Annotated in this window: 19 protein-coding genes and 1 pseudogene; 16 read left to right on the forward strand and 4 right to left on the reverse strand. The window is 40.1% G+C overall.

Translation table 11 applies throughout. The features are described from left to right. The first annotated feature begins 122 nt into the window (after positions 1-122). Positions 123-1,712 (forward strand): peptide chain release factor 3, encoded by a 1,590-nt coding sequence (prfC, locus tag AACW06_RS01650; protein ID WP_172531801.1) that lies wholly within the window; start codon positions 123-125, stop codon positions 1,710-1,712. Between the two features lie 117 nt (positions 1,713-1,829). Here the strand turns inward: prfC and srmB are convergent, their stop codons facing one another. Next, the gene (srmB, locus tag AACW06_RS01655) at positions 1,830-3,068 is read right to left on the reverse strand and encodes an ATP-dependent RNA helicase SrmB (protein WP_192073726.1); all 1,239 of its coding nucleotides are present in this window, start codon (positions 3,066-3,068) and stop codon (positions 1,830-1,832) included. 92 nt (positions 3,069-3,160) lie between these two features. Further along, positions 3,161-3,880, reverse strand: a complete 720-nt coding sequence (locus AACW06_RS01660) for a tRNA1(Val) (adenine(37)-N6)-methyltransferase (RefSeq protein ID WP_192073727.1) — start codon at positions 3,878-3,880, stop codon at positions 3,161-3,163. Positions 3,881-4,188: 308 nt separating this feature from the next. Between AACW06_RS01660 and brnQ the strand changes: the two genes are divergently transcribed. The 5 genes from brnQ (at position 4,189) to AACW06_RS01685 (ending at position 10,689) form a co-directional block, all read left to right on the forward strand. Further along, positions 4,189-5,502: a branched-chain amino acid transport system II carrier protein gene (brnQ, locus tag AACW06_RS01665; RefSeq protein ID WP_192073728.1), complete on the forward strand. Its 1,314-nt coding sequence runs from the start codon at positions 4,189-4,191 to the stop codon at positions 5,500-5,502. Positions 5,503-5,673: 171 nt separating this feature from the next. After that, a protein-coding gene (gene prfB / locus AACW06_RS01670) for a peptide chain release factor 2 (RefSeq protein WP_141652882.1) occupies positions 5,674-6,772 on the forward strand; the annotation gives its coding sequence in 2 pieces (ribosomal slippage) (positions 5,674-5,748 and positions 5,750-6,772; 1,098 coding nt in all). 30 nt (positions 6,773-6,802) lie between these two features. Beyond that, positions 6,803-8,335 (forward strand): lysine--tRNA ligase, encoded by a 1,533-nt coding sequence (gene lysS, locus AACW06_RS01675; protein WP_192073729.1) that lies wholly within the window; start codon positions 6,803-6,805, stop codon positions 8,333-8,335. A gap of 270 nt (positions 8,336-8,605) precedes the next feature. Then, the gene (gene vpsR, locus AACW06_RS01680; protein WP_192073730.1) at positions 8,606-9,940 is read left to right on the forward strand and encodes a cyclic-di-GMP-binding transcriptional regulator VpsR; all 1,335 of its coding nucleotides are present in this window, start codon (positions 8,606-8,608) and stop codon (positions 9,938-9,940) included. 497 nt (positions 9,941-10,437) lie between these two features. After that, positions 10,438-10,689 carry a hypothetical protein gene (locus tag AACW06_RS01685; protein WP_053311244.1) on the forward strand — a complete coding sequence of 84 codons (252 nt, stop codon included), beginning with the start codon at positions 10,438-10,440 and terminating at the stop codon, positions 10,687-10,689. A gap of 38 nt (positions 10,690-10,727) precedes the next feature. Here AACW06_RS01685 and AACW06_RS01690 read toward each other — a convergent pair whose 3' ends face one another. Both AACW06_RS01690 and mutH read right to left on the reverse strand, forming a co-directional pair. Next, the gene (locus AACW06_RS01690; RefSeq protein ID WP_192073731.1) at positions 10,728-11,762 is read right to left on the reverse strand and encodes an NADP(H)-dependent aldo-keto reductase; all 1,035 of its coding nucleotides are present in this window, start codon (positions 11,760-11,762) and stop codon (positions 10,728-10,730) included. Positions 11,763-11,898: 136 nt separating this feature from the next. After that, a complete protein-coding gene (gene mutH / locus AACW06_RS01695; RefSeq protein WP_192073732.1) occupies positions 11,899-12,564 on the reverse strand; it encodes a DNA mismatch repair endonuclease MutH in 666 nt (221 codons plus the stop codon). A gap of 614 nt (positions 12,565-13,178) precedes the next feature. Here mutH and rppH point away from each other — a divergent pair. From rppH to AACW06_RS01745, 10 genes and pseudogenes are all read left to right on the forward strand, one after another. Next, positions 13,179-13,691: an RNA pyrophosphohydrolase gene (rppH, locus tag AACW06_RS01700; RefSeq protein WP_172531807.1), complete on the forward strand. Its 513-nt coding sequence runs from the start codon at positions 13,179-13,181 to the stop codon at positions 13,689-13,691. Between the two features lie 2 nt (positions 13,692-13,693). After that, positions 13,694-15,940 carry a phosphoenolpyruvate--protein phosphotransferase gene (gene ptsP, locus AACW06_RS01705; RefSeq protein WP_192073733.1) on the forward strand — a complete coding sequence of 749 codons (2,247 nt, stop codon included), beginning with the start codon at positions 13,694-13,696 and terminating at the stop codon, positions 15,938-15,940. Between the two features lie 8 nt (positions 15,941-15,948). After that, a complete protein-coding gene (locus AACW06_RS01710) occupies positions 15,949-16,740 on the forward strand; it encodes a TSUP family transporter (RefSeq protein WP_192073734.1) in 792 nt (263 codons plus the stop codon). Between the two features lie 45 nt (positions 16,741-16,785). Beyond that, the gene (gene lgt / locus AACW06_RS01715; protein WP_192073735.1) at positions 16,786-17,598 is read left to right on the forward strand and encodes a prolipoprotein diacylglyceryl transferase; all 813 of its coding nucleotides are present in this window, start codon (positions 16,786-16,788) and stop codon (positions 17,596-17,598) included. A 9-nt stretch (positions 17,599-17,607) separates the two neighbouring features. Next, positions 17,608-17,793, forward strand: a pseudogene (locus AACW06_RS01720) (thymidylate synthase); the annotation flags it as partial. A gap of 150 nt (positions 17,794-17,943) precedes the next feature. Beyond that, on the forward strand, positions 17,944-19,197 hold the full coding sequence (locus AACW06_RS01725; RefSeq protein WP_192073736.1) for a tyrosine-type recombinase/integrase: 1,254 nt from the start codon (positions 17,944-17,946) through the stop codon (positions 19,195-19,197). Beyond that, positions 19,194-22,052 (forward strand): site-specific integrase, encoded by a 2,859-nt coding sequence (locus tag AACW06_RS01730; RefSeq protein ID WP_192073737.1) that lies wholly within the window; start codon positions 19,194-19,196, stop codon positions 22,050-22,052. Before AACW06_RS01725 ends, AACW06_RS01730 begins: the two co-directional genes overlap by 4 nt. Continuing rightward, the gene (locus tag AACW06_RS01735) at positions 22,049-24,112 is read left to right on the forward strand and encodes a tyrosine-type recombinase/integrase (protein ID WP_192073738.1); all 2,064 of its coding nucleotides are present in this window, start codon (positions 22,049-22,051) and stop codon (positions 24,110-24,112) included. Before AACW06_RS01730 ends, AACW06_RS01735 begins: the two co-directional genes overlap by 4 nt. Then, on the forward strand, positions 24,109-24,576 hold the full coding sequence (locus AACW06_RS01740) for a hypothetical protein (RefSeq protein WP_192073739.1): 468 nt from the start codon (positions 24,109-24,111) through the stop codon (positions 24,574-24,576). Before AACW06_RS01735 ends, AACW06_RS01740 begins: the two co-directional genes overlap by 4 nt. A 15-nt stretch (positions 24,577-24,591) precedes the next feature. Beyond that, positions 24,592-25,416, forward strand: a complete 825-nt coding sequence (locus AACW06_RS01745; protein WP_192073740.1) for a thymidylate synthase — start codon at positions 24,592-24,594, stop codon at positions 25,414-25,416.

A 25,416-nucleotide genomic window follows, 5' to 3' on the forward strand; every position in this document is an offset into this window, starting at 1 on the left:
TGAGACGGAAGTTGCTCCTAGATCAAATATAGGGGAGAATACCGCGCAAAATTGAATCGAATCGCTGACGAGTAAAAGCATTTCTGCTTCCTTTAATACAGCATATTAAGAAGACCTGTTTCATGTCAAATACTCCTTTTTTAAGTGAAGTTTCTAAACGCAGAACCTTTGCTATTATTTCGCACCCGGATGCGGGTAAAACCACCATTACCGAAAAAGTACTTTTATTCGGGAATGCCATTCAAAAAGCTGGGACAGTAAAAGGCCGTGGCTCTAACCAGCATGCCAAATCGGACTGGATGGAGATGGAAAAAGAACGTGGTATCTCGGTGACAACATCGGTGATGCAGTTTCCTTATCACCAGTGTTTGGTTAACCTACTTGATACTCCGGGGCACGAAGACTTCTCTGAAGATACCTACCGTACGCTCACCGCTGTCGACTCTTGTCTAATGGTGATTGATGCCGCTAAAGGTGTCGAAGATCGTACACGTAAACTGATGGAAGTAACGCGTCTGCGTGATACGCCTATTGTGACCTTCATGAACAAATTGGACCGTGATATTCGCGACCCAATGGAATTGCTTGATGAAGTTGAAAACGAGCTCAATATCGCCTGTGCACCTGTTTCATGGCCTATCGGTTGTGGTAAAGAGTTCAAAGGCGTGTATCACATTCATCGTGATGAAACGATTTTATATGCAACAGGCCAAGGCCATACCATTCAAGAAGAGCGTATTGTTAAAGGGTTAGATAACCCTGAGCTAGATACAGCTGTCGGCGAAGAGCTAGCGTCACAATTGCGTGATGAGTTGGAACTTGTGCTTGGAGCTTCACACGAATTTGATCGTGAGCTGTTCTTGAAGGGGGAGTTAACGCCAGTTTTCTTTGGTACTGCTTTAGGTAACTTTGGTGTTGATCACGTGCTTGATGGATTGACTGACTGGGCTCCGGCACCCATGCCGCGTCAAGCCAATGAACGTATTGTGGAAGCAACTGAAGAGAAATTTTCTGGTTTCGTATTTAAGATCCAGGCAAATATGGATCCAAAACATCGTGACCGTATTGCTTTTATGCGCATCGTGTCGGGCACTTATAGCCAAGGCATGAAAATGAACCACGTGCGTAGTGGCAAGCAAGTGAGCATTTCTGATGCTGTTACGTTTATGGCGGGTGATCGCTCTCGTGCTGATCACGCGTATGCTGGTGATATTATCGGTTTACACAACCATGGTACGATTCAGATTGGTGATACTTTTACTCAAGGTGAATCACTGAAGTTCTCTGGTATTCCCAACTTTGCCCCAGAACTTTTCCGTCGTATTCGTCTGCGCGATCCTCTGAAACAAAAGCAATTGCTTAAAGGGTTAGTACAGTTATCTGAAGAGGGGGCTGTACAAGTTTTCCGTCCGCTACAAAACAACGACTTAATTGTTGGTGCGGTTGGTGTACTGCAGTTTGATGTGGTGGTTTCTCGCTTGAAATCAGAATACAACGTTGAAGCGATTTACGAAGGTGTCAATGTAGCGACAGCACGTTGGATTGAATGCGCCGATGAGAAAAAACTCGAAGAGTTTAAGCGTAAAAATCAAAGTAATATTGCACTCGATGGTGGTGATAACCTTGCGTATGTTGCGCCAACGATGGTCAACTTAAACTTAGCGAAAGAGCGTTTCCCTGAGATAGATTTCCGCGCGACTCGCGAACACTAATTCGTACTTTTCTGGTGGAAGTCATTTTCACCGGAAATTGAATTTAAAAAGTGGAAATAGAAAAATGCCGATGTGAAAACATCGGCATTTTTGATCAGTCAGTTTTACAAACGAAGATTATTTCTTCTTGGGTTTCACTTTCTTTTTCTTGGCAATGGTTTTTGTTTTTTTGTCATCGGCCTTTTTCTTTTTCTTCTTAAATACCGATTTCTTATGTTGAGGGCGCATATCTTTTATAAAACGCTCTTTGATTTCCTCATCAACATAGCGTGCTACACGATCCATCATTTGTTGATCATGTGCTTCAACTAGAGATATTGCGTTGCCTTTTTTGCCTGCACGAGCTGTGCGGCCAATACGGTGCAGATAAACATCCGCAGAGCGAGGTAAATCGAAGTTGATTACGTGGCTCACGTCAGGAAGGTCGATACCACGAGCCGCAACATCCGTCGCTAGCAACACATTTACATCACCTTCACGGAAACGAGTAATGGCATTGTTGCGGCGATCTTGTGGCATTTCACCTTGGATCCACGCACATGGAATTTGCGCTTTTTCCAATTCGTTACGTAAGTCGGCAAGGCGCTCACGTGTTTTAAGAAAGACAATAGAGCGTTCTGCTTGCTCGGTGAGGATCTTCTTCAGTAGCTCGACTTTATGTTCCATGGTGTCAGCACGGTGATACCACTGAGTGATTTTCTTGCGCTCACGACGAGAAGGATCGGCATTGATTTCAGCTGGTTCTTTTAATAGATCTGCTGTAAATCCTTCGACGCCGCGGCCTTCTAAGGTTGCCGAGAAAAGGTGCGTTTGTTTACGCCAGCGACATTCTGCTGAAAGACGGTCAACAACTGGGCCAAAGCCCATATCCAACATGCGGTCAGCTTCATCCAAAATGAGCCATTCAATAGCGCGGCAATCAAAACGCTCACCTTCGATGTATTCCATCAAACGGCCTGGCGTTGCAACCACAATATCTTGAGTGGTTGCAAGAATATCTGCGTGTTCTTGGTATTGAACACCACCGGTAATCGTAAAGATATTCAAGCGAGTATTTTTAGCCAGTGCACGAGCTTGATCAGCGACTTGCATCGCTAATTCACGAGTTGGTGTCAAAATCAGTACGCGTGCAGGACCTGATTTTTTACGAGGAAAATCTAAAAGATACTGAAGTGCTGGTAAAACGAATGCAGCGGTTTTACCGGTTCCCGTTGGCGCTGAGGCAAGAATATCTCGTCCATCTAGGGCTTGTGGGATCGCTTCTGCTTGAACTTGGGTGGGACGTTCAAAGCCCATATCTTCAATGGCCGCAATAATGCTAGGGTCAAGATCGAGGTCAGCAAAGGTTTTGATCACAGTGAGTACTCCACAAGCCGAGGGGCTTATTTGGCAAAAAAATTAAGGTCGGACATTATAGTGGGATTGGTGATTAGGATCACATGTTATTTCTACATCTTGAGATAAAAATCTTTTGTTAAGGCGATGAACTCTTTGCTGTAACCCTCTTGAGAATGAATAACTAGATGTGATTGCATTGTATCCACTGCTGTTAAACTGAGCTCAATCAGAAGGCGGTGTACGGGTTTATTGACGGTTGGTTGTACAGTACACAGCCGGCTGATATGCCATCCCAATGTTTTCGCTAAACTGATAAATAGCTCCCCTTCATATTTGGGTAAGACAAAACAGGCATTTCCGTTGGGATGAAGCAGTTTTTTTGCTTTTAGCAATAAGTCTTGGTGACTAAGGCTTGTAGTGTGCCTTGCGGTAGCGCGCTGTTGATGCTGAGACCGCTCGCCATCATTGAAATAAGGCGGGTTACAGATAATAGCATCAAATTGTTTCACGAATGGCGTATGTATAATATCACTATGTATGACTTGAATCCGACTTGACCATGGTGAAGCTGCGCTGTTGTGACTAGCTGTTGCAAAAGCAAAATCATCAATTTCGACAGCTGTAATATACGCATCGGGAAAGCGTTGAGCAGACATTAGCGCAAGCAGGCCCGTTCCTGTCCCAATATCTAAGATGGAATTGGGGGAATGAGTGAAGGCCCATGCGCCGAGCAGTACACCATCGGTACTAACTGGCATACCAGAATGACCGCCTTCAACGGAAAACTGTTTAAATTGGAAGTCTTTAGTCTTTAATATGCTACTTTTCATGATTATTTCAAAACTTGATTCATTTTGAGTGAATACCACCATTGTTACTGGTTTGTTTGGTTTTTTGTTCTAACTGTTGTTGTTTTGTATAATAAGAAGATCGGAATATCATTCTATCTATTTTTTAACATTTAGGTTTTTTCACTGCTTTTTTGCTATATATATAAATTAATGTAGCGTTTTTGGCTTTGCCCTTGCGAAATATTAAGTGTTTCGTCATTATTCGCCCTTAATTTTAAAAAATAGATGTGGTTATATACCCATCAATGCATACACAACATTTATCAAATAATAATTAAGGGCTATCTGTGAAGCAGACGTTAAAACTAACAGATATTATCGCGATCGGCTTTATGCTTTTCGCGTTTTTCTTGGGTGCTGGTAACATCATCTTTCCGCCAATTGCTGGCCAACTTGCCGGGGATCACCTCTTTCCAGCAATGACAGGTTTCTTATTTACAGCGGTTGGTTTACCGTTGATTACCATTATCGCAATTGCGATCGCTGGTGGTACATGGGAGCACCTCACTAAAGATCTACCAAAACAAGCGGCAACGCTTATGGCGGTAATGATCTTTATCATTATTGGTCCTGCATTTGCAGCGCCACGAACTGGTCTTGTTGCCTACGAGATGGCGATTAAGCCATTTTTCATTGATGCTCAGCAATCACATTTGACACTTTTTTCCATTATATTTTTTGCTGTAGCGATGTTTTTTGCCTGGTCTCAAGGCAAGTTAATTGATGTGATTGGTAAGGTGCTAACACCTGCATTATTTATTGCGCTGATCGTTCTTGCTGTGGCCGTTTTTATCGACCCTCAAGGTGAAATGCTGAGTGCACACGGTGAATATTTAACCCAACCATTTACGAAAGGCTTCCTTGAAGGCTACAACACAATGGATACGTTTGGTTCACTAATGTTTGGTATGTTGATGGTTGATGCTCTACGTAGCAAAGGTATCACTGAGCGTTCTGCAACCACTAAATATTTAATCAATGCAGCATGTATTGCAGCAGCCGGTTTAGCATTTGTTTATGTTTCGCTGTTCTACTTGGGAGCTACGAGCTCTGTGGTTGCAGCTGGCGCTGAAAACGGTGGTGTGGTGCTTAGCCAATACGTTCAGGCATTATTTGGTCCTTATGGTCAAATTGTGCTGTCAGTTATCGTTCTATTAGCTTGTTTAACAACGGCGATTGGTTTGATTTCAGCATGTTCTGATTACTTTAGTTCATTGACTTCTATTACTTATAAAAAGTGGGTATTAATCATTGGTACTATTTGCGCTATTGTCGCTAATGTTGGCTTATCTCAGCTTATTTCGCTATCAGTACCTGTACTATTTGCACTTTACCCAGTGGCGATTGCTTTAGTAGCCCTTACGTTTGTTCGTAGCAAACTGCCTAATCCTCGGGTGGCATACCGCGTAGTATTATTAATTTCATTGCTATTTGCTTTGATTGATGCTGCCAAGGTTGCTGGGGTTGATGTTTCTGCATTCAACATGCTACCACTGTTTGAAATTGGTATGGGATGGTTGTTACCAACTACTGTTGCGATCGTCTGTATGTTTTTTGTGGCAGGTTCTGTACAAGAAACACTGGTTAAAGAAACCGCTTAGTTCAAAAATAAAGTGAGAGACTGGTCATTGATGATCAGTCTCTTTTTTGTCTAAAAATGAAAGTAAATACTCGTTTCCCTTCTATCTCATCAAACTAATTTTTCCTGTATCTTCGTCACATTTTTAAGTAGAATTCTTCGGTTATTTTCTACTCATAAATGCTGAGCAAACATGTTTGAAATCAATCCTATTAAAAACCGTCTTCAGGATGTGTCAGAGCGCACAAATATCCTGAGGGGGTATCTTTGACTACGACGCTAAGAAAGAGCGTTTAGAAGAAGTTAATGCCGAACTAGAACAACCCGATGTGTGGAACGAACCTGAGCGCGCCCAAGCGTTAGGTAAAGAGCGCGCATCACTTGAAGCCGTTGTTGATACTATTGATCAGCTTGATCAAGGTGTTGATGACGTTGAAGGGTTGCTTGAGCTTGCTATTGAAGCTGAAGATCAAGAAACGTTTGACGAAATTGGCCCTGAACTTGAAGAGTTAGAAGTAAAATTAGGCCAACTTGAATTTCGTCGTATGTTTTCTGGTGATCACGATGGCTCTGATTGCTATATCGACTTGCAGTCTGGCTCTGGTGGTACTGAAGCACAAGATTGGACTTCGATGTTACTGCGTATGTACCTTCGTTGGGCTGAAGCCAAAGGTTTCAAAACTGAAGTTATTGAAGTCTCAGAAGGTGATGTTGCTGGTTTGAAAGGTGCGACAGTGCGTATTTCTGGCGATTATGCCTACGGGTGGCTGCGCACGGAAACTGGGGTTCATCGCTTGGTTCGTAAATCTCCATTTGACTCTAGTGGCCGTCGTCATACTTCGTTTGCTTCTGCATTCATATATCCTGAGATTGATGAAAACATCGCTATTGATATTAATCCATCGGATCTGCGTATTGATGTATACCGCGCGTCAGGTGCGGGTGGTCAGCACGTAAACACCACAGAATCAGCGGTTCGTATTACTCACTTACCAACCAATACCGTTGTTCAATGCCAAAATGATCGTTCGCAACATAAGAATAAAGATCAGGCGATGAAACAATTGCGTGCAAAATTGTTTGAACTTGAGTTACAAAAGCAAAATGCAGAAAAACAGGCCAACGAAGACGCGAAGTCGGACATTGGTTGGGGTAGCCAGATCCGCTCTTACGTATTAGATGACTCTCGCATTAAAGATCTACGTACAGGTGTTGAGAACCGTAATACTCAAGCAGTATTAGATGGCGATTTAGACAAATTTATTGAAGCTAGCCTGAAATCAGGTCTTTAAGCTTTTTCCGACATATAAGGTGTATGTAAAATGGCTGATGCTGTTCAAAACGAAATGAATCAAGAGCAAATAGCGCAAGAAGAGAACAAACTGATTGCAGAACGTCGCAGCAAGTTGGATCACATCCGTAAGAGCTGTAAAGCAAATGGCCACCCTAACGATTTTCGTCGTGATAGCCTAGCGGGTGACCTTCAAAAACAATTCGGTGAAAAAAGCAAAGAAGAGCTAGAACAGCTAAATCATGTCGTTGCTATTGCTGGTCGTGTTATGGCTAAACGTGGTCCTTTTCTTGTGATTCAAGAGACGTCTGGTCGCATTCAAGCATACGCTGATAAAGCAGTACAAAAAGTATTGAAAGAGCAATACCAAGGTTTAGACATTGGTGACATCATCGGTGTAAAAGGTGCTTTGCATAAATCTGGCAAAGGTGATTTATACGTGAATATGGAAGAATTCGAGTTGCTGACTAAAGCGCTGCGTCCTCTTCCTGAAAAGTTCCACGGTTTGACTGACCAAGAGATGCGTTATCGTCAACGTTACGTTGATTTAATCGTTAACGAAGATTCACGTAATGCATTTATTATTCGTTCCAAGCTTGTTGCTGCCATTCGCAGTTTCATGACTTCTAAAGGTTACTTAGAAGTTGAAACACCAATGATGCACGTTATCCCTGGTGGCGCTTCAGCTCGTCCATTTGTTACTCACCATAATGCGTTAGATATTGATATGTATCTGCGTATTGCTCCTGAGTTATACCTAAAACGTTTGGTTGTTGGTGGCTTTGATCGCGTATTCGAAATCAATCGTAACTTCCGTAACGAAGGTCTTTCACCACGTCATAACCCAGAATTCACTATGATGGAATTCTACCAAGCTTATGCCGACTACAAAGATTTGATGGATCTAACAGAAGAGATGCTCAGCACGGTAGCATTGTCTGTTCTAGGTTCAACCTCAATGCCATATGGTGATCAAGTGGTTGAATTTGGTGGTAAATATGCACGTATGAGCATGTTGGAAGCCATTAAACATTACAACCCTAAGCATGAAGAGATCCAAGCGCTTGATAATGAAGGCGTACAAAATCGTGAATTGATGGTGAAGATCGCCAAGTCAGTGCATGTAGAAGTAGAGCCATTTTGGACTTGTGGCCAACTGTTAGAAGAAATCTTTGGTGAAACGGCTGAACCTAAGCTTATCCAACCAACGTTCATTACCGGTTATCCAGCCGATATTTCGCCATTGGCGCGTCGTAGCGATGATAACCCATTCTTTACTGACCGCTTTGAGTTTTTCATTGGTGGGCGTGAAGTAGCTAATGGTTTCTCTGAGCTAAACGATGCTCAAGATCAAGATGAACGTTTCCTCGCACAAGTTAACGCGAAAGATGCAGGTGATGATGAAGCGATGTTCTATGATGCAGATTACATTGTTGCACTAGAGCACGGTTTACCACCAACAGCAGGTCAAGGGATTGGTATTGACCGTTTAGCCATGCTATTCACCAATACACATACTATACGTGACGTAATTTTATTCCCTGCGATGCGTCCACAGCAGTAATTGCTACTTTAGTTGATATTGGCCGCCTTAATTGGCGGCTTTTTTTGTATCAGTTCTATTGAATAATTCCGTCATTTGTATGAAATATGAAGTAAAACTTTCATTATAACTATGAAATACTTCTCTATATCGATTGGTAGATGGCTTATATAGCATTCAGTCTTAAAGATGAGACAGACTACATCGATAAGTCTCGTTAATGTATCGTTCGTCTGATGTGCCTAAACTAGCACTGCATAGAAATATAAATCAAAAGATAAGGAATAGCTGATGGGAACTCAATTCCGAATGGATTCTGTCCCTGGTTCGCTTGTCGTGGTTGGTGGAACATACGAACCTTGGTTATCTGTCCTTGAACAGGTAGGCTGGCGCTGCACACAGTGTGCAGATTTACGTAAAGCTGATGTTCTGTTTTCTGAAACAGGTCCGTGTATCGGTATTGTTGATTTAAGCCACGATGAATTTAGCCTCAATGGTATTGCGAATTTAGTAAGTAATCACAAGCAAGTTCGCTGGCTTGCATTTATTCGAGAATCGCAATTGAGTTCCGATACGATTTGCCAGTTTATCGTGAACTTTTGTATCGACTTTTTTACCGCTCCAATTCCTGATGCGCAGCTTCTGAGTACGATAGGCCATCAGTTGGGGATGTTGAAACTCGAGAAGAAAGTGTGGCCACATTATGGCTCGACTGGTGACATCGGACTGATTGGTGATTCAACACCAGTCAAACGTCTTCGTGATCAAATCAAGCGTATTGGTCCAACTGATGTCAGTATTCTTATTTATGGTGAAAGCGGTACTGGTAAGGAGACGGTTGCTAAAGCGATCCATAAAACCTCCGCTCGTTCGCAAAAACCTTTTATTTCAGTAAATTGTCGAGCAATGTCTGAGAGCCGTTTTGAATGTGAGCTATTTGGTATTGGTTGTGACGATCCCGCGCAAACTCCATTGTTAGAGAAAGCTGATGGCGGTACTCTCTTACTCAATGACATTCTGACTTTACCAAAGAGTCAGCAAGTTAACCTGTTACGTTTCATGCAGGAAGGAACCATTGAGACTCCAGAAGGAGTAAAAGAAGCTGATGTCAGGATATTGGCGGCAAACTCTTCGGATATTGAAAAAGCGTTGATTGATGGAAACTTTAATGAAGAACTTTACCATTATATCAATGTGTTGCGTATTAATGTGCCTAGCTTAAAGGAACGGGTCGGTGATATTGCACTGTTGGCTCGTCATTTCTTACAAGAGTATTCTAAAGAATTTAACGCACAAGCTCGTAGTTTCACTGAAGAAGCAATACGTTCACTGACTCGTTATCACTGGCCGGGTAATGTTCGTGAGTTAATGAATCAGATCAAGCGAATTGTTTTGATGTCAGACTCGGTAATGTTGGATGAAGTCCACTTAGATTTGCCGAAGCGAAGTGATGGTAAACGAAGTCTTAAAAGTATACGTGAGCGCTCTGAACGAGACGCACTGTTGCTGGTACTGGAATCTAACGCCGGTCAAGTCTCAATGGCCGCAAAAGAACTTGGTATTTCTAGAGCAACCATGTATCGATTGCTCAATAAACATAATTTAATTAATGAAAATACGTATTAACACCATGATGTTAATAATAAAAATGGCCACTTCGTAAGAAGTGGCCATTTTTTTGTAATAATATCTTTTGTGAATAAGATATTCTTTAGGTGAATATCTTATTTTTTTCTATTGATTGGGTGTGATTATAGGTTAATACGTTGTTTTTAAATCAGTTGAATATTAATGGTTGAATAATAAGCTCAGTTACTTAGAATTTAACTGTGAGATTAACTCACGTACATCTCTTATTGGATTAACTTATTTGCTTGGAGGCGCAACATGACACATTACGTATTTGTTCACACTGTTCGCGTTTCTGATGATATCACTATGCCCAAAGCGATTAAGCGTTCCGACGCTATTCGTTTCTGTGATCATATCAAAGGCACTGATTTTTAGTTAATCCGTAACCTCTAATAGGCTGCGGAAAAATGGCAGCTTATGAGAGTGTTCTATCTACCTTTCCTTTGGCTTTCATTTTTCCCCAGTAAACATTTTAAAACTGGAGAATACCCATGCGTCATTCAATTTATCTACAACTTGCTACTCTACTTGTTCGTGCCGATTTGCGTCGTGAAGAACGCGAATGGAAACGAAAATTTCGTCGTAGTGCGTTTGACTTACCTGTGCATAACGTCCATCTGTTGAAAGATATTGGTCTAGAGAGTGATGGCCGTCCAATTGGTCAATCCGAGCCAGATGCCGTTAAAGCCGAGCGTCGTGTGCGTCATCTACGTCGAGTTTTAAGTGCGCGAATACCGACGTAATCAATAGGGGCTGGTTACTTCACCAGCCCCGGCGTTATTTATGGACAAGGATTGGAGTAAGTCGTCCCAATTTCTTGAATCTTAAGAAGCAGTTCTTCATCTAACACGACATCTAAACTATCTATGTTATTTTTCAATTGTTCCAAGTTTGTCGCTCCAATAATATTGGCAGCGACAAACGGACGTTGGTTGACAAATGCGAGAGCCATTTGAGCCGGATCTATGCCATATTGATTGGCAAGTTCCACATAGGCTTGGGTGGCTTTCATTCCCTGTGCAGTAAAGTAACGAGAAAAACGTTCATGCAAACTACAACGAGCTCCTTGCGGGCGAGCACCGTTGAGATACTTGCCACTCAAACAACCAAAAGCTAATGGTGAATAGGCTAACAGCTTAACCCCTTCAAAGTGACTGATTTCTGATAGCCCCACTTCAAAGCTTCTGTTTAGGAGGTTGTAGGAGTTTTGGATTGAGACTATTCGTGTCAAATCGTGCTTTTCAGCCAATTTTAACAGAGTCATTACTCCCCAAGGGGTGTCATTAGATACTCCTACATACCGTACTTTGCCCACTTTAACCAAGTCATTTAGTGCTTCAAGTGTCTCGATAAGCGTCACTTCTTCTTGCTCATCTGGATAAGGATAGTTGAGTTGGCCAAACATATTAGTTTGACGCTGTGGCCAATGTAGTTGGTATAGGTCGACATAGTCCGTTTTTAGACGGCTAAGACTGTCATCAATAGCAAGGTGGACATTACGTCGGTCGAGTGACATGTTGTTGCGAATGTAAGGAACATTACGAGGTCCTGCTACTTTTGTCGCTAATACGATTTTTTCTCGTTTACCTGATTTTTCAAGCCAATTACCAATGTAACTCTCGGTTAATCCTTGAGTCTGTCCTGTAGGAGGAACGGGGTACATCTCTGCGGTATCAATGAAATTAACCCCTCGTTCAAATGCGTAATCGAGTTGTTGAAAGGCTTCTTGTTGGCTGTTTTGTTCACCAAAAGTCATTGTGCCTAAACAGATTTTACTCACTTCCAGTGTTGAATGCGGCAGTTTGGTATATTGCATAATCCTTCCTTGCTGAATATCGCGGATGAGTGCGTGATGTTTTTTCACTATAAGCGAAGAATATTGATAAACGGAAATGAAATTTGTGACTAGAGATCAAACTGTTAACTATTTTACAACCACTGACCTTACTTGTTTAAATAAAATATCGCTCAAGAATTGTAGCAGTAAATTGGGTTCTTAAATAAAAACCACGAGGCAAGGTTCTGATGGGTTTGCCGTTAGCGCCATAGGCTTCGGTTAATGCTCGGCTATTAGCCGCTTTTGGGCGTAGTTGTAACACTTCACCATGCCTTGCAGTGATCTGTTCTACATTGCCTAGCACAATAAATTCCATTAACTCTTCCCAGTCATTTTTGAGCTGTTGCTCTTCTTCTACCGAAGGACTCCAAAGTAGTGGCGATCCAACGTGGCGTTCTGCAAGTGGAATTTCTCTTTCTCCTTCGATAGGAACCCATAAAACTCGTGATAGCTTGTTTCGTACATGACTTTGTTCCCAGGTTAATCCTTGAACACCGGTTAAGGGAGCGACGCAAACAAACGTCGTTTCAAGAGGTTTGCCTGAGTAACCTATTGGAATACTTTTTAGTTCAATGCCGAGTTGTTCGAAGTCTTGCTGAGGTTTACTGCCTGCAGTGGCCCCTAAATGCCACTCTAACAGCTGTCCAACCCAGCCCTTGTCTTTCTTAAGGTTAGGAGGAATCGGCATCTGAGCTTCTTCGGCCAGCTCTCGAAAGCTTAGTCCAGCGATATCTTGCGCCCTAAGCAGCAGTTCATGTTCGGTTTTAGGTACTGGTTTCATGATAGTTGGACTTGTAAAAGTCGGATTGTAGCAAATCTAACAGGTAATGTAGTGTTGTGTCGTGTTTGGATCTTTTGTCTAAAAGATCATCGAAAAGTGAGTTATCCACATGTTGACCTCAAAAATATTATACAGTTGGTATGTATGTATGTATTTACAGGGGTTTTAGAGGTGGGATGTGAGCATTCATTACGCTTATCTCTATAATTTCCGTTTGGTTGTGTGGATAACGAATAAAGTGGTGGATCTTTGAGCATCTTGCTGAAAGATCAAATTTTATACGTTTTACAAGTAGGCTTGTATCTTTTTTTGTTTTTAACCTATTGTTTTTGTTTGTTATTAATTTTTTTGTATGTTGCTTTTTTATGGTTTGGATCGTGAATTATGCGGTTTTCATGCTTTGGAGCGATATTCTTCACATAGTTACTCACAGAAAACGTGAATAAATGTGGCAGTGCTCTCATTATTTTGTTGATAAGTTCATTTTAGATTAAAAGTTATCCAATCTTCTGTTGGGAGCACATAAATCTCGTGTTAATCACATTAGTAAGTTTGCTCCGATTGGGGATATGTGGAAAAATCAAAGTAATTAAGATTTTATTAGAGGTTGGCCAGTGATCGATGGCGATGGTTACCGACTCAATGTTGGTATTGTGATTTGTAACAACCATGGTCAGGTATTCTGGGCGAAACGATACGGACAACATTCTTGGCAATTTCCACAAGGTGGAATTGATGAAGACGAAACTCCTGAACAAGCCATGTTTCGTGAGCTTTATGAAGAGGTTGGTCTCACCAAAAAAGATGTGAGAATCATAGCAACAAGTCGTCATTGGTTAAGATACAAATTACCCAAACGATTAGTTCGCTGGGATTCACAACCGGTTTGTATCGGACAAAAACAGAAATGGTTCCTTCTGCGTATGGAATGTGATGAATCAAGAATCAACATGCAACGTGGAAATACCCCTGAATTTGATGGTTGGCGCTGGGTAAGTTTTTGGTATCCAGTTAGACAAGTGGTTTCTTTTAAGCGCGATGTTTATCGCCGGGCGATGAAAGAGTTTGCATCAGTTGCGATGCCATTTAAAGAACGTAAAGGTAAACGCAAAAACCGAAGAGGATAGACATGCTCTCTCAGCTAAGGGAAATAGTTGAACAAGTATCCAAGCTAGAAAACGTTTATCAAGCGTTGGATATTTTGGTTAAGCAAACGTGCAATGCAATGAGTACAGAGTGTTGCACTGTCTATCTTGCTAATGAAGAAAAGCAGCGCTTAGAATTGATGGCCACACAAGGCTTAAAATTCAAAGGCGATAAAATTCATCTCGGTTTTGATGAGGGGTTGGTTGGTTTAGTTAAGCGCTCAGCTGAGCTAATCAACCTTGCTGAAGCGTCGAAGCATCCTAATTTCAAATATGTCAAAGAGTTGGGTGAAGAGGTTTATCACAGCTTTCTTGGCACGCCGATTATCCACCGTAAGCGAGTACTTGGTGTGCTGGTGGTCCAGCAAAAATCTCCCCGTTTATTTAGTGAAATGGAAGAGTCTTTTATTGTGACTCTGGCCGCCCAAGTGGCGGTTATTATCGCTCATGCCCAAACACAAGGGCAGTGGTTACTTTCAAAGAATCAATTAGCAACGACGGGTGTTGCTGCGTCTTCTGGTGTCGCGATTGGTGAGTTTTGGTGGGATAACACTCAACCTCAGTTATCCGAGGTTTATCCGGCTTCTACGTTAGATATTGACCGTGAACAAGAATGGCTTTTACTAGCGATTGAAAATGCGCTTAGTGATTTTCGTCGACTGAGAAAAAAATTAGATAGCGAAATCAATAAAGATGCTTTAGCTATCTTTGATCTTTTTACCCACTTATTAAACGATCCGATGTTACGCAGTGACCTTAAAGGTCAGATCCAAAAAGGTGATCGCGCCGATTGGGCGTTAAGACAAGTGGTCGAGACCTATTCAAACCGATTTGCCAGAATGTCGGACGTGTACTTGCGCGAAAGGGCGCAAGATATTCGTGAGCTTGGGCAGCGTCTGTTATTCTTTTTGCATAATAGTGAACATGATCAACAGCAGTTGGATAAGCCAATTATTTTGGTGGTACGAGAACTAACCGCTTCAATTTTAGCTTCCATTCCCAAAGATAAACTTCTCGCGGTGGTTTCTATCGAAGGGGCGGCTAACTCGCATGCGGCGATTCTGTCACGCGCGCTGGGTATTCCTGCCGTGATGGGAGTATCGCTTAATCTTAAAGAGATTAATGGTAAGCAAGGGATAGTTGACGGCTATAGTGGCAAAATATTCATTGCGCCTAATCGACAACTGTTAGCTGAATATCGTGCTTTAGCGGATGAAGAAACAGAGCTTTCCAAAATGGTGAATGAAACCATTGCCGAAGCACCTGTGACCTTAGATGGCCAGCGCATTGAATTATTGCTTAATTCAGGGTTGAGCGCCGACTCCAATATTGCTATTAATCAAGGTGTTGATGGTGTCGGCTTATATCGAACCGAAATCTCCTTTTTATTGCAGCATCGTTTTCCTTCTGAAGATGAACAGTTGCAACAGTATCGTAGTGTTCTTAATGCGTACCCTGATAAACGAGTCGTGATGCGAACCTTAGATATCGGTGGCGATAAACCATTACCATACCTGTCGATCGAAGAAGACAACCCATTTTTAGGGTGGCGCGGTATTCGTTTTACTTTAGATCATCCAGATATTTTCTTAATTCAACTGCGCGCGATGATGCGCGCCAGTATTGATCATCAAAACTTAAGTATTTTGTTACCCATGGTATCGGGAGCAAAAGAGCTAGATGATGCTCTGCACCTCATCCATCAGGCGTACCGAGAAGTCTCTGCTGTTGATGAGCGAATTGTAATGCCACAAATTGGCATTATGATTGAAGTACCATCGATGATCTACCTACTCCCACTAATCGCGAAGAAGATCGATTTCGTCTCGGTTGGAACCAACGATTTAACACAATATTTATTAGCTGTGGATCGGAACAATGCCCATGTTGCTGATGTCTATGAATCGATGCATCCCGCAGTTGTGCTAGCACTGAAGCAAATTCATGATACCTGTAAGCTACATAATATTCCTGTTTGTGTGTGTGGTGAGTTGGCTGGGGATCCTATTGGATCGCTACTGCTGATTGGTTTGGGGTATGAGACGCTAAGTATGAATACGTCTAATGTGGCTAAAGTGAAGTATCTGGTACGTCATTCTCAATCGAAACATTTAAAAGCACTTGCTGACAAAGCGCTGATGCAACCTTATGGTAATGATATCTATAATATGATGCATTCATATTTTGAAAATAAAGGTTTTGCTGGCTTTATCCGTGCTGGTAAAAAATAGGAACCGATGTGAATTTTGAGTTGTTGTCTTTGCTCTTGTTGTTGGGCTCTGTTGTCGGTTTTATGGCTGGGTTACTCGGCATCGGTGGTGGGTTAATTGTTGTTCCTGCGCTGTTGTTTTTGCTTCCTATAGCGGGCATTGCTCCTGAATTGAGCATGCACCTTGCTTTGGCTACATCACTCGCGACCATCATTGTTACTTCAGGATCATCTGCCCTAAACCACCTTAAACTGGGCAACGTAGATATGTTTGTCGTGAAATGGTTGATGCCTGGTGTCATTGTTGGTGGTTTTTTGGGCTCAATTGTCGCTGAACTTATTCCGACTCAATATCTTCCTAAAGTGTTTGGTGTGATTGTTTTTTTCCTCGCTATACAAATGTTTCTATCGATCAAAGCGACCACCTCACGTAGCATGCCTAATGCGTGGGTGACGATGCTATGCGGTGGCGCTATTGGTGTTGTATCTAGCTTGGCTGGTATTGGTGGAGGGTCTTTATCTGTGCCATTTTTAAGCCGCCATGGCGTTGAAATGCGTAAAGCGGTTGGTTCGTCTTCGGTATGTGGCTGTGTTATTGCTATCTCTGGAATGATAGGTTTTATCTTACATGGTTACCAAGTTGAAAGTCTTCCTCAGTACAGTCTGGGGTATGTTTATTTGCCAGCATTGGTCGCTATTGCCTCGACCTCTATTTTGACGACCAGAATAGGTGCTCGTTATGCGAGTCAATTGCCTACAGTGGTCTTGAAAAAAATATTCTCCATTTTCCTTATGTGCATAGCGGCAACCATGCTGCTGTAATCACTCATTATTTATCTATTACTTGCTTAATAAGAGAGCGCATTTATGTCTCAGGGTTTTATTCAATTTCCTAATATTGACCCCGTTTTAATTGCCATTGGGCCAATCTCCATTCGTTGGTATGGCTTGATGTATTTAGTCGGTTTTGTATTTGCCATGTGGTTAGCGAATCGCCGTGCGGACAAACCAAACAGCGGCTGGACTCGAGAACAAGTATCTGATCTTCTTTTTGCTGGTTTTCTAGGAGTAGTTGTCGGTGGTCGTATTGGCTACGTACTTTTCTATAACTTTGAATTGTTCCTCGATGATCCACTTTATCTTTTTAAAGTTTGGACGGGAGGGATGTCTTTTCACGGTGGTCTATTAGGTGTGATTAGTGCGATGTTCTGGTATGCGAAGAAAAATGGTCGCACTTTCTTTGGGGTTGCTGATTTTATTGCACCATTAGTGCCATTTGGGCTTGGTATGGGGCGATTAGGTAATTTTATGAACAGTGAATTGTGGGGCAGAGTTACGGATGTACCTTGGGCGATAGTCTTCCCAAATGGTGGACCAGTGCCACGTCACCCATCTCAGTTGTATGAAATGGCGCTGGAAGGGATTGTCTTGTTCTTCATCCTTAACTGGTTTATCAAGAAGCCACGGCCGCTAGGGTCGGTTTCCGGATTATTTTTAGCTGGATATGGTACATTTCGCTTTCTTGTTGAATATGTACGTGAGCCGGACGCGCAATTAGGTTTATTTGGTGGGTTTATCTCCATGGGGCAAATTCTATCTCTACCTATGGTAATTCTGGGAGTGTTGATGATGGTTTGGGCTTACAAGCGTGGCCACTACATAGATGCAATCGCTAAGTAAGGAATTAGAGTGAAACAGTATTTAGATCTTTGTCGTCGAATCGTAGACGACGGAATTTGGATTGAAAATGAGCGTACCGGAAAGCGGTGTTTAACGGTGGTTAATGCAGATCTTACTTATGATGTTGGCAATAACCATTTTCCTTTGGTGACAACCCGCAAAAGTTTTTGGAAAGCGGCGGTTGCAGAACTGCTTTTTTCCCCTCTTGAAATTTTTGCACAGTACGTATATATCAGGTAATTAGTCGAAACGATATTTCTTCATTACCTTTTGTTTATGTCCATCGTTTGACTTTTGCACAGTGCGATTGTATTCTATAGTTAGGGTGCAATCGAGGTGCATAGTGTGAAAGTAGTATCTGTAAATCGACAACGACTTAATTTAGCTCACTCTTTGCTTCATGAGTTGGATGGCGTGGATCTAAATGAGTCTGTTGTCGATATTGACGGAACTATAGTTCTAAATGAGAAAATGCAAATCTTGCCTTTGATTTCGGCATTCTTGTGTGAACGTCAAACAAAGAACAAAAACGCAGATACAACGGCCAAAACATATGGCCGAAATTTGTCGTATATACTCTCATATTTGAGTAAGAGATCTGAATTTAAGCACTTTGAACTAGATCAGCATTTTCTGACTGTTAGTAGGGCTGTTCTTGAAGACTATTTTTCATCTTTACAATCTGATGGAATTGAAGACTCTACAATAAGAAATAGAGATGCATCTTTAAAAGCTTTTTTTGATGAATTCTTGTGTAAGACTACATCTGAACGTCCTGCTCTTCGTGATGACAATCCATATTGCGAGGGCGGTTTTATGACTCCATCACCCAAGAAAAATATCGTAAAACCTTGTGATATTATAGACCTTGAACAATTGATGTTAAGCTCAAAATACGAGCGAGAGCGTTTAATATTGCAGTTTATATTCGATTCTGGAGTACGCCGATCAGAACTTGGGAGAATTAATCTAAGTGACATACAAGAAGCACTACGTTTTACAGAATCGCAATTATGGGGCGTTAGTAAAGATCAAGCCATATCACCCAGTGGCTATATTCCAATAATAATCGCTGGTTCCAAAGGAAAATCTCGACAAATAAAGCCAAGAGTTGCTGTCGTAAGTATTGCAACATTGAATAGAATTAAGGCTTATCATGCATCCCCTCTTTATAAAAAGTATGCTCGAAAATATGATTATCGGAGACACCCTGAGTTAACACCTGCATTTTTAAATTCTCATGGAGAAAGGATTAACGCAAAGTCTATAGATAATTTGCTTGAAAAACTCAGTAACAAAGCTTTAGCAAATGGTCGAATTTTGAAATTGATATCTCCGCACAAGCTCAGACATGGATATGCATATGAAGTTCTAAATTCGAAAGATTTTGGTGATGACTATCTAGATCGTTTAGTCAATGTTTCTAAAACATTGGGACACTCTAAGATCGAAACTACACAAAATACTTATACCAGAATACCAGTCGATATATATCAAAAAATGTTAGATAAAGACGGCGAGGTACTGACCAAAGCAAAGAAAATGGAACTTCTTACAAAGAGGACAAAAATTAAGATTCTAATAGGAGATAGAAAATGACGGTTAAACAGCCCCTTTCGAATTTAGAAGTTATTTCAGAATGGGTTGAGACCGTTATTAAGGATATTGATTTTCTTTGGTGTATACCAGTCTACAGCACTAAACTGAATCATTATGGTATGGGTATTAATAAAAGTTGGTTAGAAAAGCAAGTTCCTGTACATCGAAAAGCAGCAGAGAGAAACCCATTAATACAAGCTCAGCTTGACAGAGTAATTCAGGCAATGATTGATGCTGATATCTTGATCGAGGGTGAATCTAGCGGTGCGAATGAAGCAAGACGCTTATTACTATCTGAATATAATCAACTATCTAAAAGTGAAAAAGCATCATTACGATTAAAAGAAGGAATGCCGCTTTTTAGTAAGGTGGTAAAATCTCACTCATATCGAAAATTTAGATCATCTAAAGCGATACAGTTAGCTTTTAAACAAATTCGCAGAGATTATCGTTCTATCGTCAGAAAGAATTACTCGGGAACTCAACGGAATAAAACAGAACGGCAAGTCGCAGAAGATTACCGAAAGCCCATTCGGAAGTGGGTTAAAAGAGTATCTAGAAAGTCCACACTTCTGTGGAAAATCCCAGTAGTAACTAAGAAAGTTAACAAAGATGGTTGTAACCATTACGCTGTTTCAGCAGAGTGGGCAAGAAATGCATTTGGTATTACGGTAGCTACATATAATACTCTTAAATATGAAATTAATGCAGTGATACCATTGATGATTGAAGCTGGCATCGTTTATATTGATGAACCAGCAGGTGCGACCAATGCAAGAAGAGAACTTTTTTTGTGGTTTGATGGATTGACTCAAAATCAACTACGAGAAATACCTATTTATAATAATAAAGTCTCTAGAGCTTATCTTAGTGAAATATGTACTGGATACTCGATCTATAAACAATCTTTGGCTGTTAGCGATGTTCTTAAAAAAATACACAATGAGCTTTGTAGTAAAGGGATCGTTGAGCCTGATGAGGTCTTTTTATCGTATTCTCAACGTAGAGAATTACAAGATAAAGAGTTTCGAATCAAGAGAGATGAAAAGTCACAATACTGGTTATTTTTGTCAAACTTAACTCTTAGTAGCATTGATGATTTTTTAGAACCGACAGACGATGAACCTTTCGTACAGATTCAGCAACTTTTTGCTCGTTGCCTAAAAGAATCAAAGTCAAAATCTGCAAAAGATAGTTTGAAAGATGCTTACTATAAATATTCCAGCTACCTTATGTCATATAGAGGAAGTGAAAATCTGTATATAGCTGATTTTTTTAATGAATATACAGTTATTAACTATAAAGCGTATCTTCAACAACTTGTTGTTGACAAAAAAATTTCACCGTCTTACTCAAATGGTTTATTAAGTTGTCTCAGAAAAGCATTGGATAAAACTAAACACATCAATCAGTTAAAGTTAGAGCCATTTCTTGATGCTCAAGGTTTTGATTCTAAGAGAGTAACAGATCGTTATCGGCCTTTTACTGAATTTGAAAGGAGATGTATATCTGATGCAATACATAGTGAACTTAATGAACGCAGAGAATTATTAAAACCATATCAAGAAAGCGTTGATGGTCATGATCCTCTTGACAGTAACAATCGAGTTAATTGGTCATTATTGAACGAAAACAATGTCAAATGGTTGTTTGAAAATAAGTTAAACCAAAAGATTGTTAATACACGAACTGAAGCCCCCTTAGAAATAGCATTCATAAAATCCATGAGTAAGCTTGGCAGATTGCATGAAGTTTATGCTCGATTTGGTGTTAATTCATTGACAAATATGGACTTTATTCTGCCATATATACTACGTTTAGCACAAGTTACAGGTCTAAACTTGGAATCACTAATTGAACTTCAACTAGATGACTATCTTGAAGAGCACAATATTACAGGTAAGCCATGTTTACGATATTGGAAAGAACGCTCTACTGGTGAAAAGGAGTATCAATTAGATTTGGTGGACTTGTTTGATGCAAAACTAACTTGGCTCACAATTAAACAATCTTCTGAAGTCAGAAAAATCTTTTCTGAAATAAAGGTACTTACAAAGCGAATTCGAGATTCTGCACCAGATGAAGTAAAAGGTTATCTGTTTATCTATGAACGTGTGTCTGGAGGAGATGTCTATCGAGTGCGGTTCAATTCTATTTATCAATCACTTCAAACATTTTCAGAAAAGCACAATTTACGTGACTCTAATAATGAGGCTATTCAATTAAATGTTGCAAGATTCCGTCCTACGTTTGTAAGTGAAATGATTGAACTAGGTGCATCAATCAGAGATATACAGGTACTGTTAGGACATTCGACCATAATAACAACAATATCTTACTTGGATAAACTTGATTTTAATAAGTTGGCGAGGAATAAGGTTAAGTTAAAGCTAGAGTTGGTTCATGAGAATGCGCTAAGCAATTGTAAGAATCATCAAGATGGAAACGAGAAGGTCGAAAAAGGCAGTGATTTTAATGGAAATGTAGTATTCAAGACACCATTAGCTGCTTGCAAGAATATCTTTAATCCACCTGACTTTATAAAAAAATCAAAAAATTATGTGGCAGGTACACCATGTGGCAATTACAACAGGTGTCTAGGTTGTGACAACATAATGATCTCTAAAGTTCACCTTCCTGAGTTGTTTGCTATGCAAAGAGATTACACAGAGCTTAATCAGCGAAGTAGATTAAGTGATACACCATATGGTCAAGTTATTCAAGAAAATTTGTTTCTATTGGACGAAATACTAAATCCAGGAAAATCTGAATTTAGTAAAAATGACTTAGAGCAAGCTGAAAAACTGTCAATGCATATAGACACGTCGGTGGTAGTAGATGGGGTTTCTGCATGAATACTAAAAGTCAGAAGAATACGTTGGAAGTTTTTAAACAGTTTACAACGTATCGAATGTTGATCCTTAAGCACATGTATGAAGATAAACCTCTAGAACCTGATAGTGCGATATCCAAATATCTCGCGAGTTTAATGTATCAAAGAGTTACGAGTAAATCACAATTCATTGATAGCATTTGGGATTATAGCGAAGATGCACATGGCTCGTCGGTTAATTGTAGAGGTTCGAATCTTGTTATTGATTACGACAAATACGAAAACATACCAAAATTTGTTATCACTGAAGTTAAGTGTGTAACACATCTCTATATGCTTCATCCAGGATCTTTCATGAGAAATGGAAGAAAAAAGAAAGTAATTAAACCCAACACTCTTGTGAAAGTGACAAAAGATGGATTGGCATTTCTTGATACTGTATACAGTACTTTAAGTTCAAAGTATGGTTCTGAATATATACAAAGAGAGCATTATTCTTTAACAGAAGTGGGAAGGGATATCTTTGAAGAAGCTGCTACTGTACATGATTATGCATATTGTACTGATTGTAAGATATTTTTGGAAAACTTAAATCATTCATTCGCAAAGAAGAATATTTTTGGGCAGATGATCGAGAGCGACCTTTCAGAAACTTTTGACTGGAATAAGATTAGTGGTAATATTAAAATCATACCAGCTCAGAAAATAATACCTGATCAGGTTTATGAAAAACTGGTACTTTATTCTAGCCTTATAATAACTGATTTTCTCTTATCTCAAGGTATAGAACCAGAAGATAAAATCACCTTAAAACACTTAAGGATAGAGTCGCATGGGCTTGGACTATGTATTGATAAAGGTATTGATCATACTTCATTTAATGCTTATGCCGCGTTACGATTAAATGCTGCGAAATATGATTATGACTTTATATCCTCACAGCTAGATGATATCGAAAATAATCAATTATCGTCTGGTCGTAATGGTATTGCTAGCCCTGCTATAATGATCCAACGCATTAATAGTATGGGGTTCTCGTTTCAAGAGATTAAGAATCATTTAGGAATTATTAAGTATGCATGTCAGTATTTGATTGCTCAATTTACAGGTATGCGTCCCTCTGAATTAGCAGAAGTTCCGATTAATTGTTTTTGTGAAGAAGGTGGTATCGCCTTAATTAAAAGTAGAGTGTTGAAGCATAGAGAAAATCTCTATAAAGGACTGTTTGATGATAAGTGGATAGTAATCCCCTGTTTGAAAGATGCACTATCTGCATTGAGCTTACTAAATAAAATTCATCAAAGCGATTATCTTTTTTCGTCACTAAAGACGGCAAAAGTTGGATCTTCTTTAGCACAACTAACGAGTTCTTCTTTTTCACATCAAATTAATTTGCTCTTAGAAGCTTTTTTTTGCACCAGTAATCCTAATGGGTTGAAGTTTAATACTTATATGATCAGGCATACCCTTGCTTATCAACTTTTCCGAGCCGATTTAGGTCTTTCATTTATTTCATATCAATTAAAACATTTTGTTGATGCTGTAAAAAAACACTCGAAATTAGGAGGAGTTAGCGAGGTTACTATCGACTACGGTAGTATCGGAGACAAGCTCGCTTATGGTACTAGAGGTTTGCGTCATCAGGCTGAGCTAGAAGCCATAAAATCTACAATGGATCCTGATGGTATTTATCTCGGAGGAAAAGGTAAAGAGCATAAGGAGAGACTACAAAAGGCCTTTAGAGGTTACATAGAAGCAGGTTATTCGAAAGAAGAGATATTCGAAGCTCTTGCTGAACAAGGGATTGCACTTATTAATGTCGGTCAAGGTTTCTGTTACGGTGGTGCATTTGAAGATTTTGATGAAAATATCCCATGTATTGGTTCTTTAAGGTGTAATCCTATTCGTTGTAGTAATGCAATTGTTTCTAAATCCAACGCTCAGAAATGGAGAGATGTGTATTTTTCTAATAAAGCTAATCTGCATAAGCCTGAATATGCAGATAGTACTGACCAGATCTTAGAAGCGATGAATGAAGCTAAGATGGTTCTTCAATATTTAAATGAGGAAATAATCTTATGACTGAAGCTTATGATGAGAAGAATCAGGATGACTATGAAAGAAATACAAAACTTCTTATCGAAAAAATTGATGAGATAGAGAGAAATAAAAATTTGAGTCCGACGATTACTCAATTAGCTGAGCTTACAGGGATTCATCGAAATACTATAAGTGCGCGAGAGTTCCCGAAAGTACGACTTAAAGAGATAAAAAAGAATCGACTGGAGAAAAAGAAAGCTGAGCAGAAAGAAAAGATCCCTACTCAAAAGAAAATTCTTGAAGATTCACTGGATAATGCTCAAAAAGAATTAGTTTACTGGTTTCAGAAATGTAGTGCTCTTGATACCAGCAATAAACAACTACAGAAAAATCTTGATAAAATGTCCGAATCAAGAAAGGTATATGAACAAATGCTAAGCGAGGAGAGACAGAAGGTCGTCGCTCTTAAAGCAGAACTTAATCAAATTAAAAATGTATTGAATTGAGGTTAATTAAGCAGTATGAAACAGTATTTAGAATTATTAAATGACGTCTTAAAAAATGGCGCACAAAAAGATGATAGGACAGGAACAGGAACTCGTTCAGTATTTGGTCGCATGTATCGTGTTGATTTGTCAGAGGGATTCCCACTCCTAACCACGAAGAAAGTATTCTTCAAAGGTGTGGTGAATGAGTTGTTATGGTTTATTTCTGGGAGCACCAACATTAATGACTTGAATGCGAGAATCTGGGATGAGTGGGCGTTAGAGGACGGCTCTCTTGGTCCTGTCTATGGAAAACAGTGGACAGCCTGGGAATGTAAAGATGGCTCAACCATTAATCAAATTGACTATGTTGTTGATTTATTGAAAAATAACCCTACATCCAGACGTATTTTATTCCATGGCTGGAATGTTGAATATCTTCCTAGTGAAAAACTGTCTCCGCATGAAAATGTGCGACAGGGCAAGATGGCACTTCCACCTTGTCATCTCTTGTATCAATTCCAAGTTATTGATAATAAATTAAACTTAATGTTGACGATTAGATCAAATGACTTGTTCCTTGGGCATCCTTTCAATGTTGCACAGGCTGCATTATGGGTTCACATGCTTGCTCAGCAGTGTGATTTACAAGTAGGTGATCTGATTATTTCGATTGGTGATGCACATATTTATAATAATCACATTGAGCAAGTAGAAGAGCAACTGTCTCGTACGCCTACCAAGCTTCCAACGCTTAAACTGAATAGAAAGCCAGATTCTATTTACGATTACAAATTAGAAGATTTTGAGTTAATAGGCTATGAGCCACAGGCAGCCATCAAAGCTGAGGTTGCAATTTAA

This window comes from Vibrio sp. S12_S33 (genome assembly GCF_963889785.1).
Lineage (GTDB): Bacteria > Pseudomonadota > Gammaproteobacteria > Enterobacterales > Vibrionaceae > Vibrio > Vibrio aestuarianus.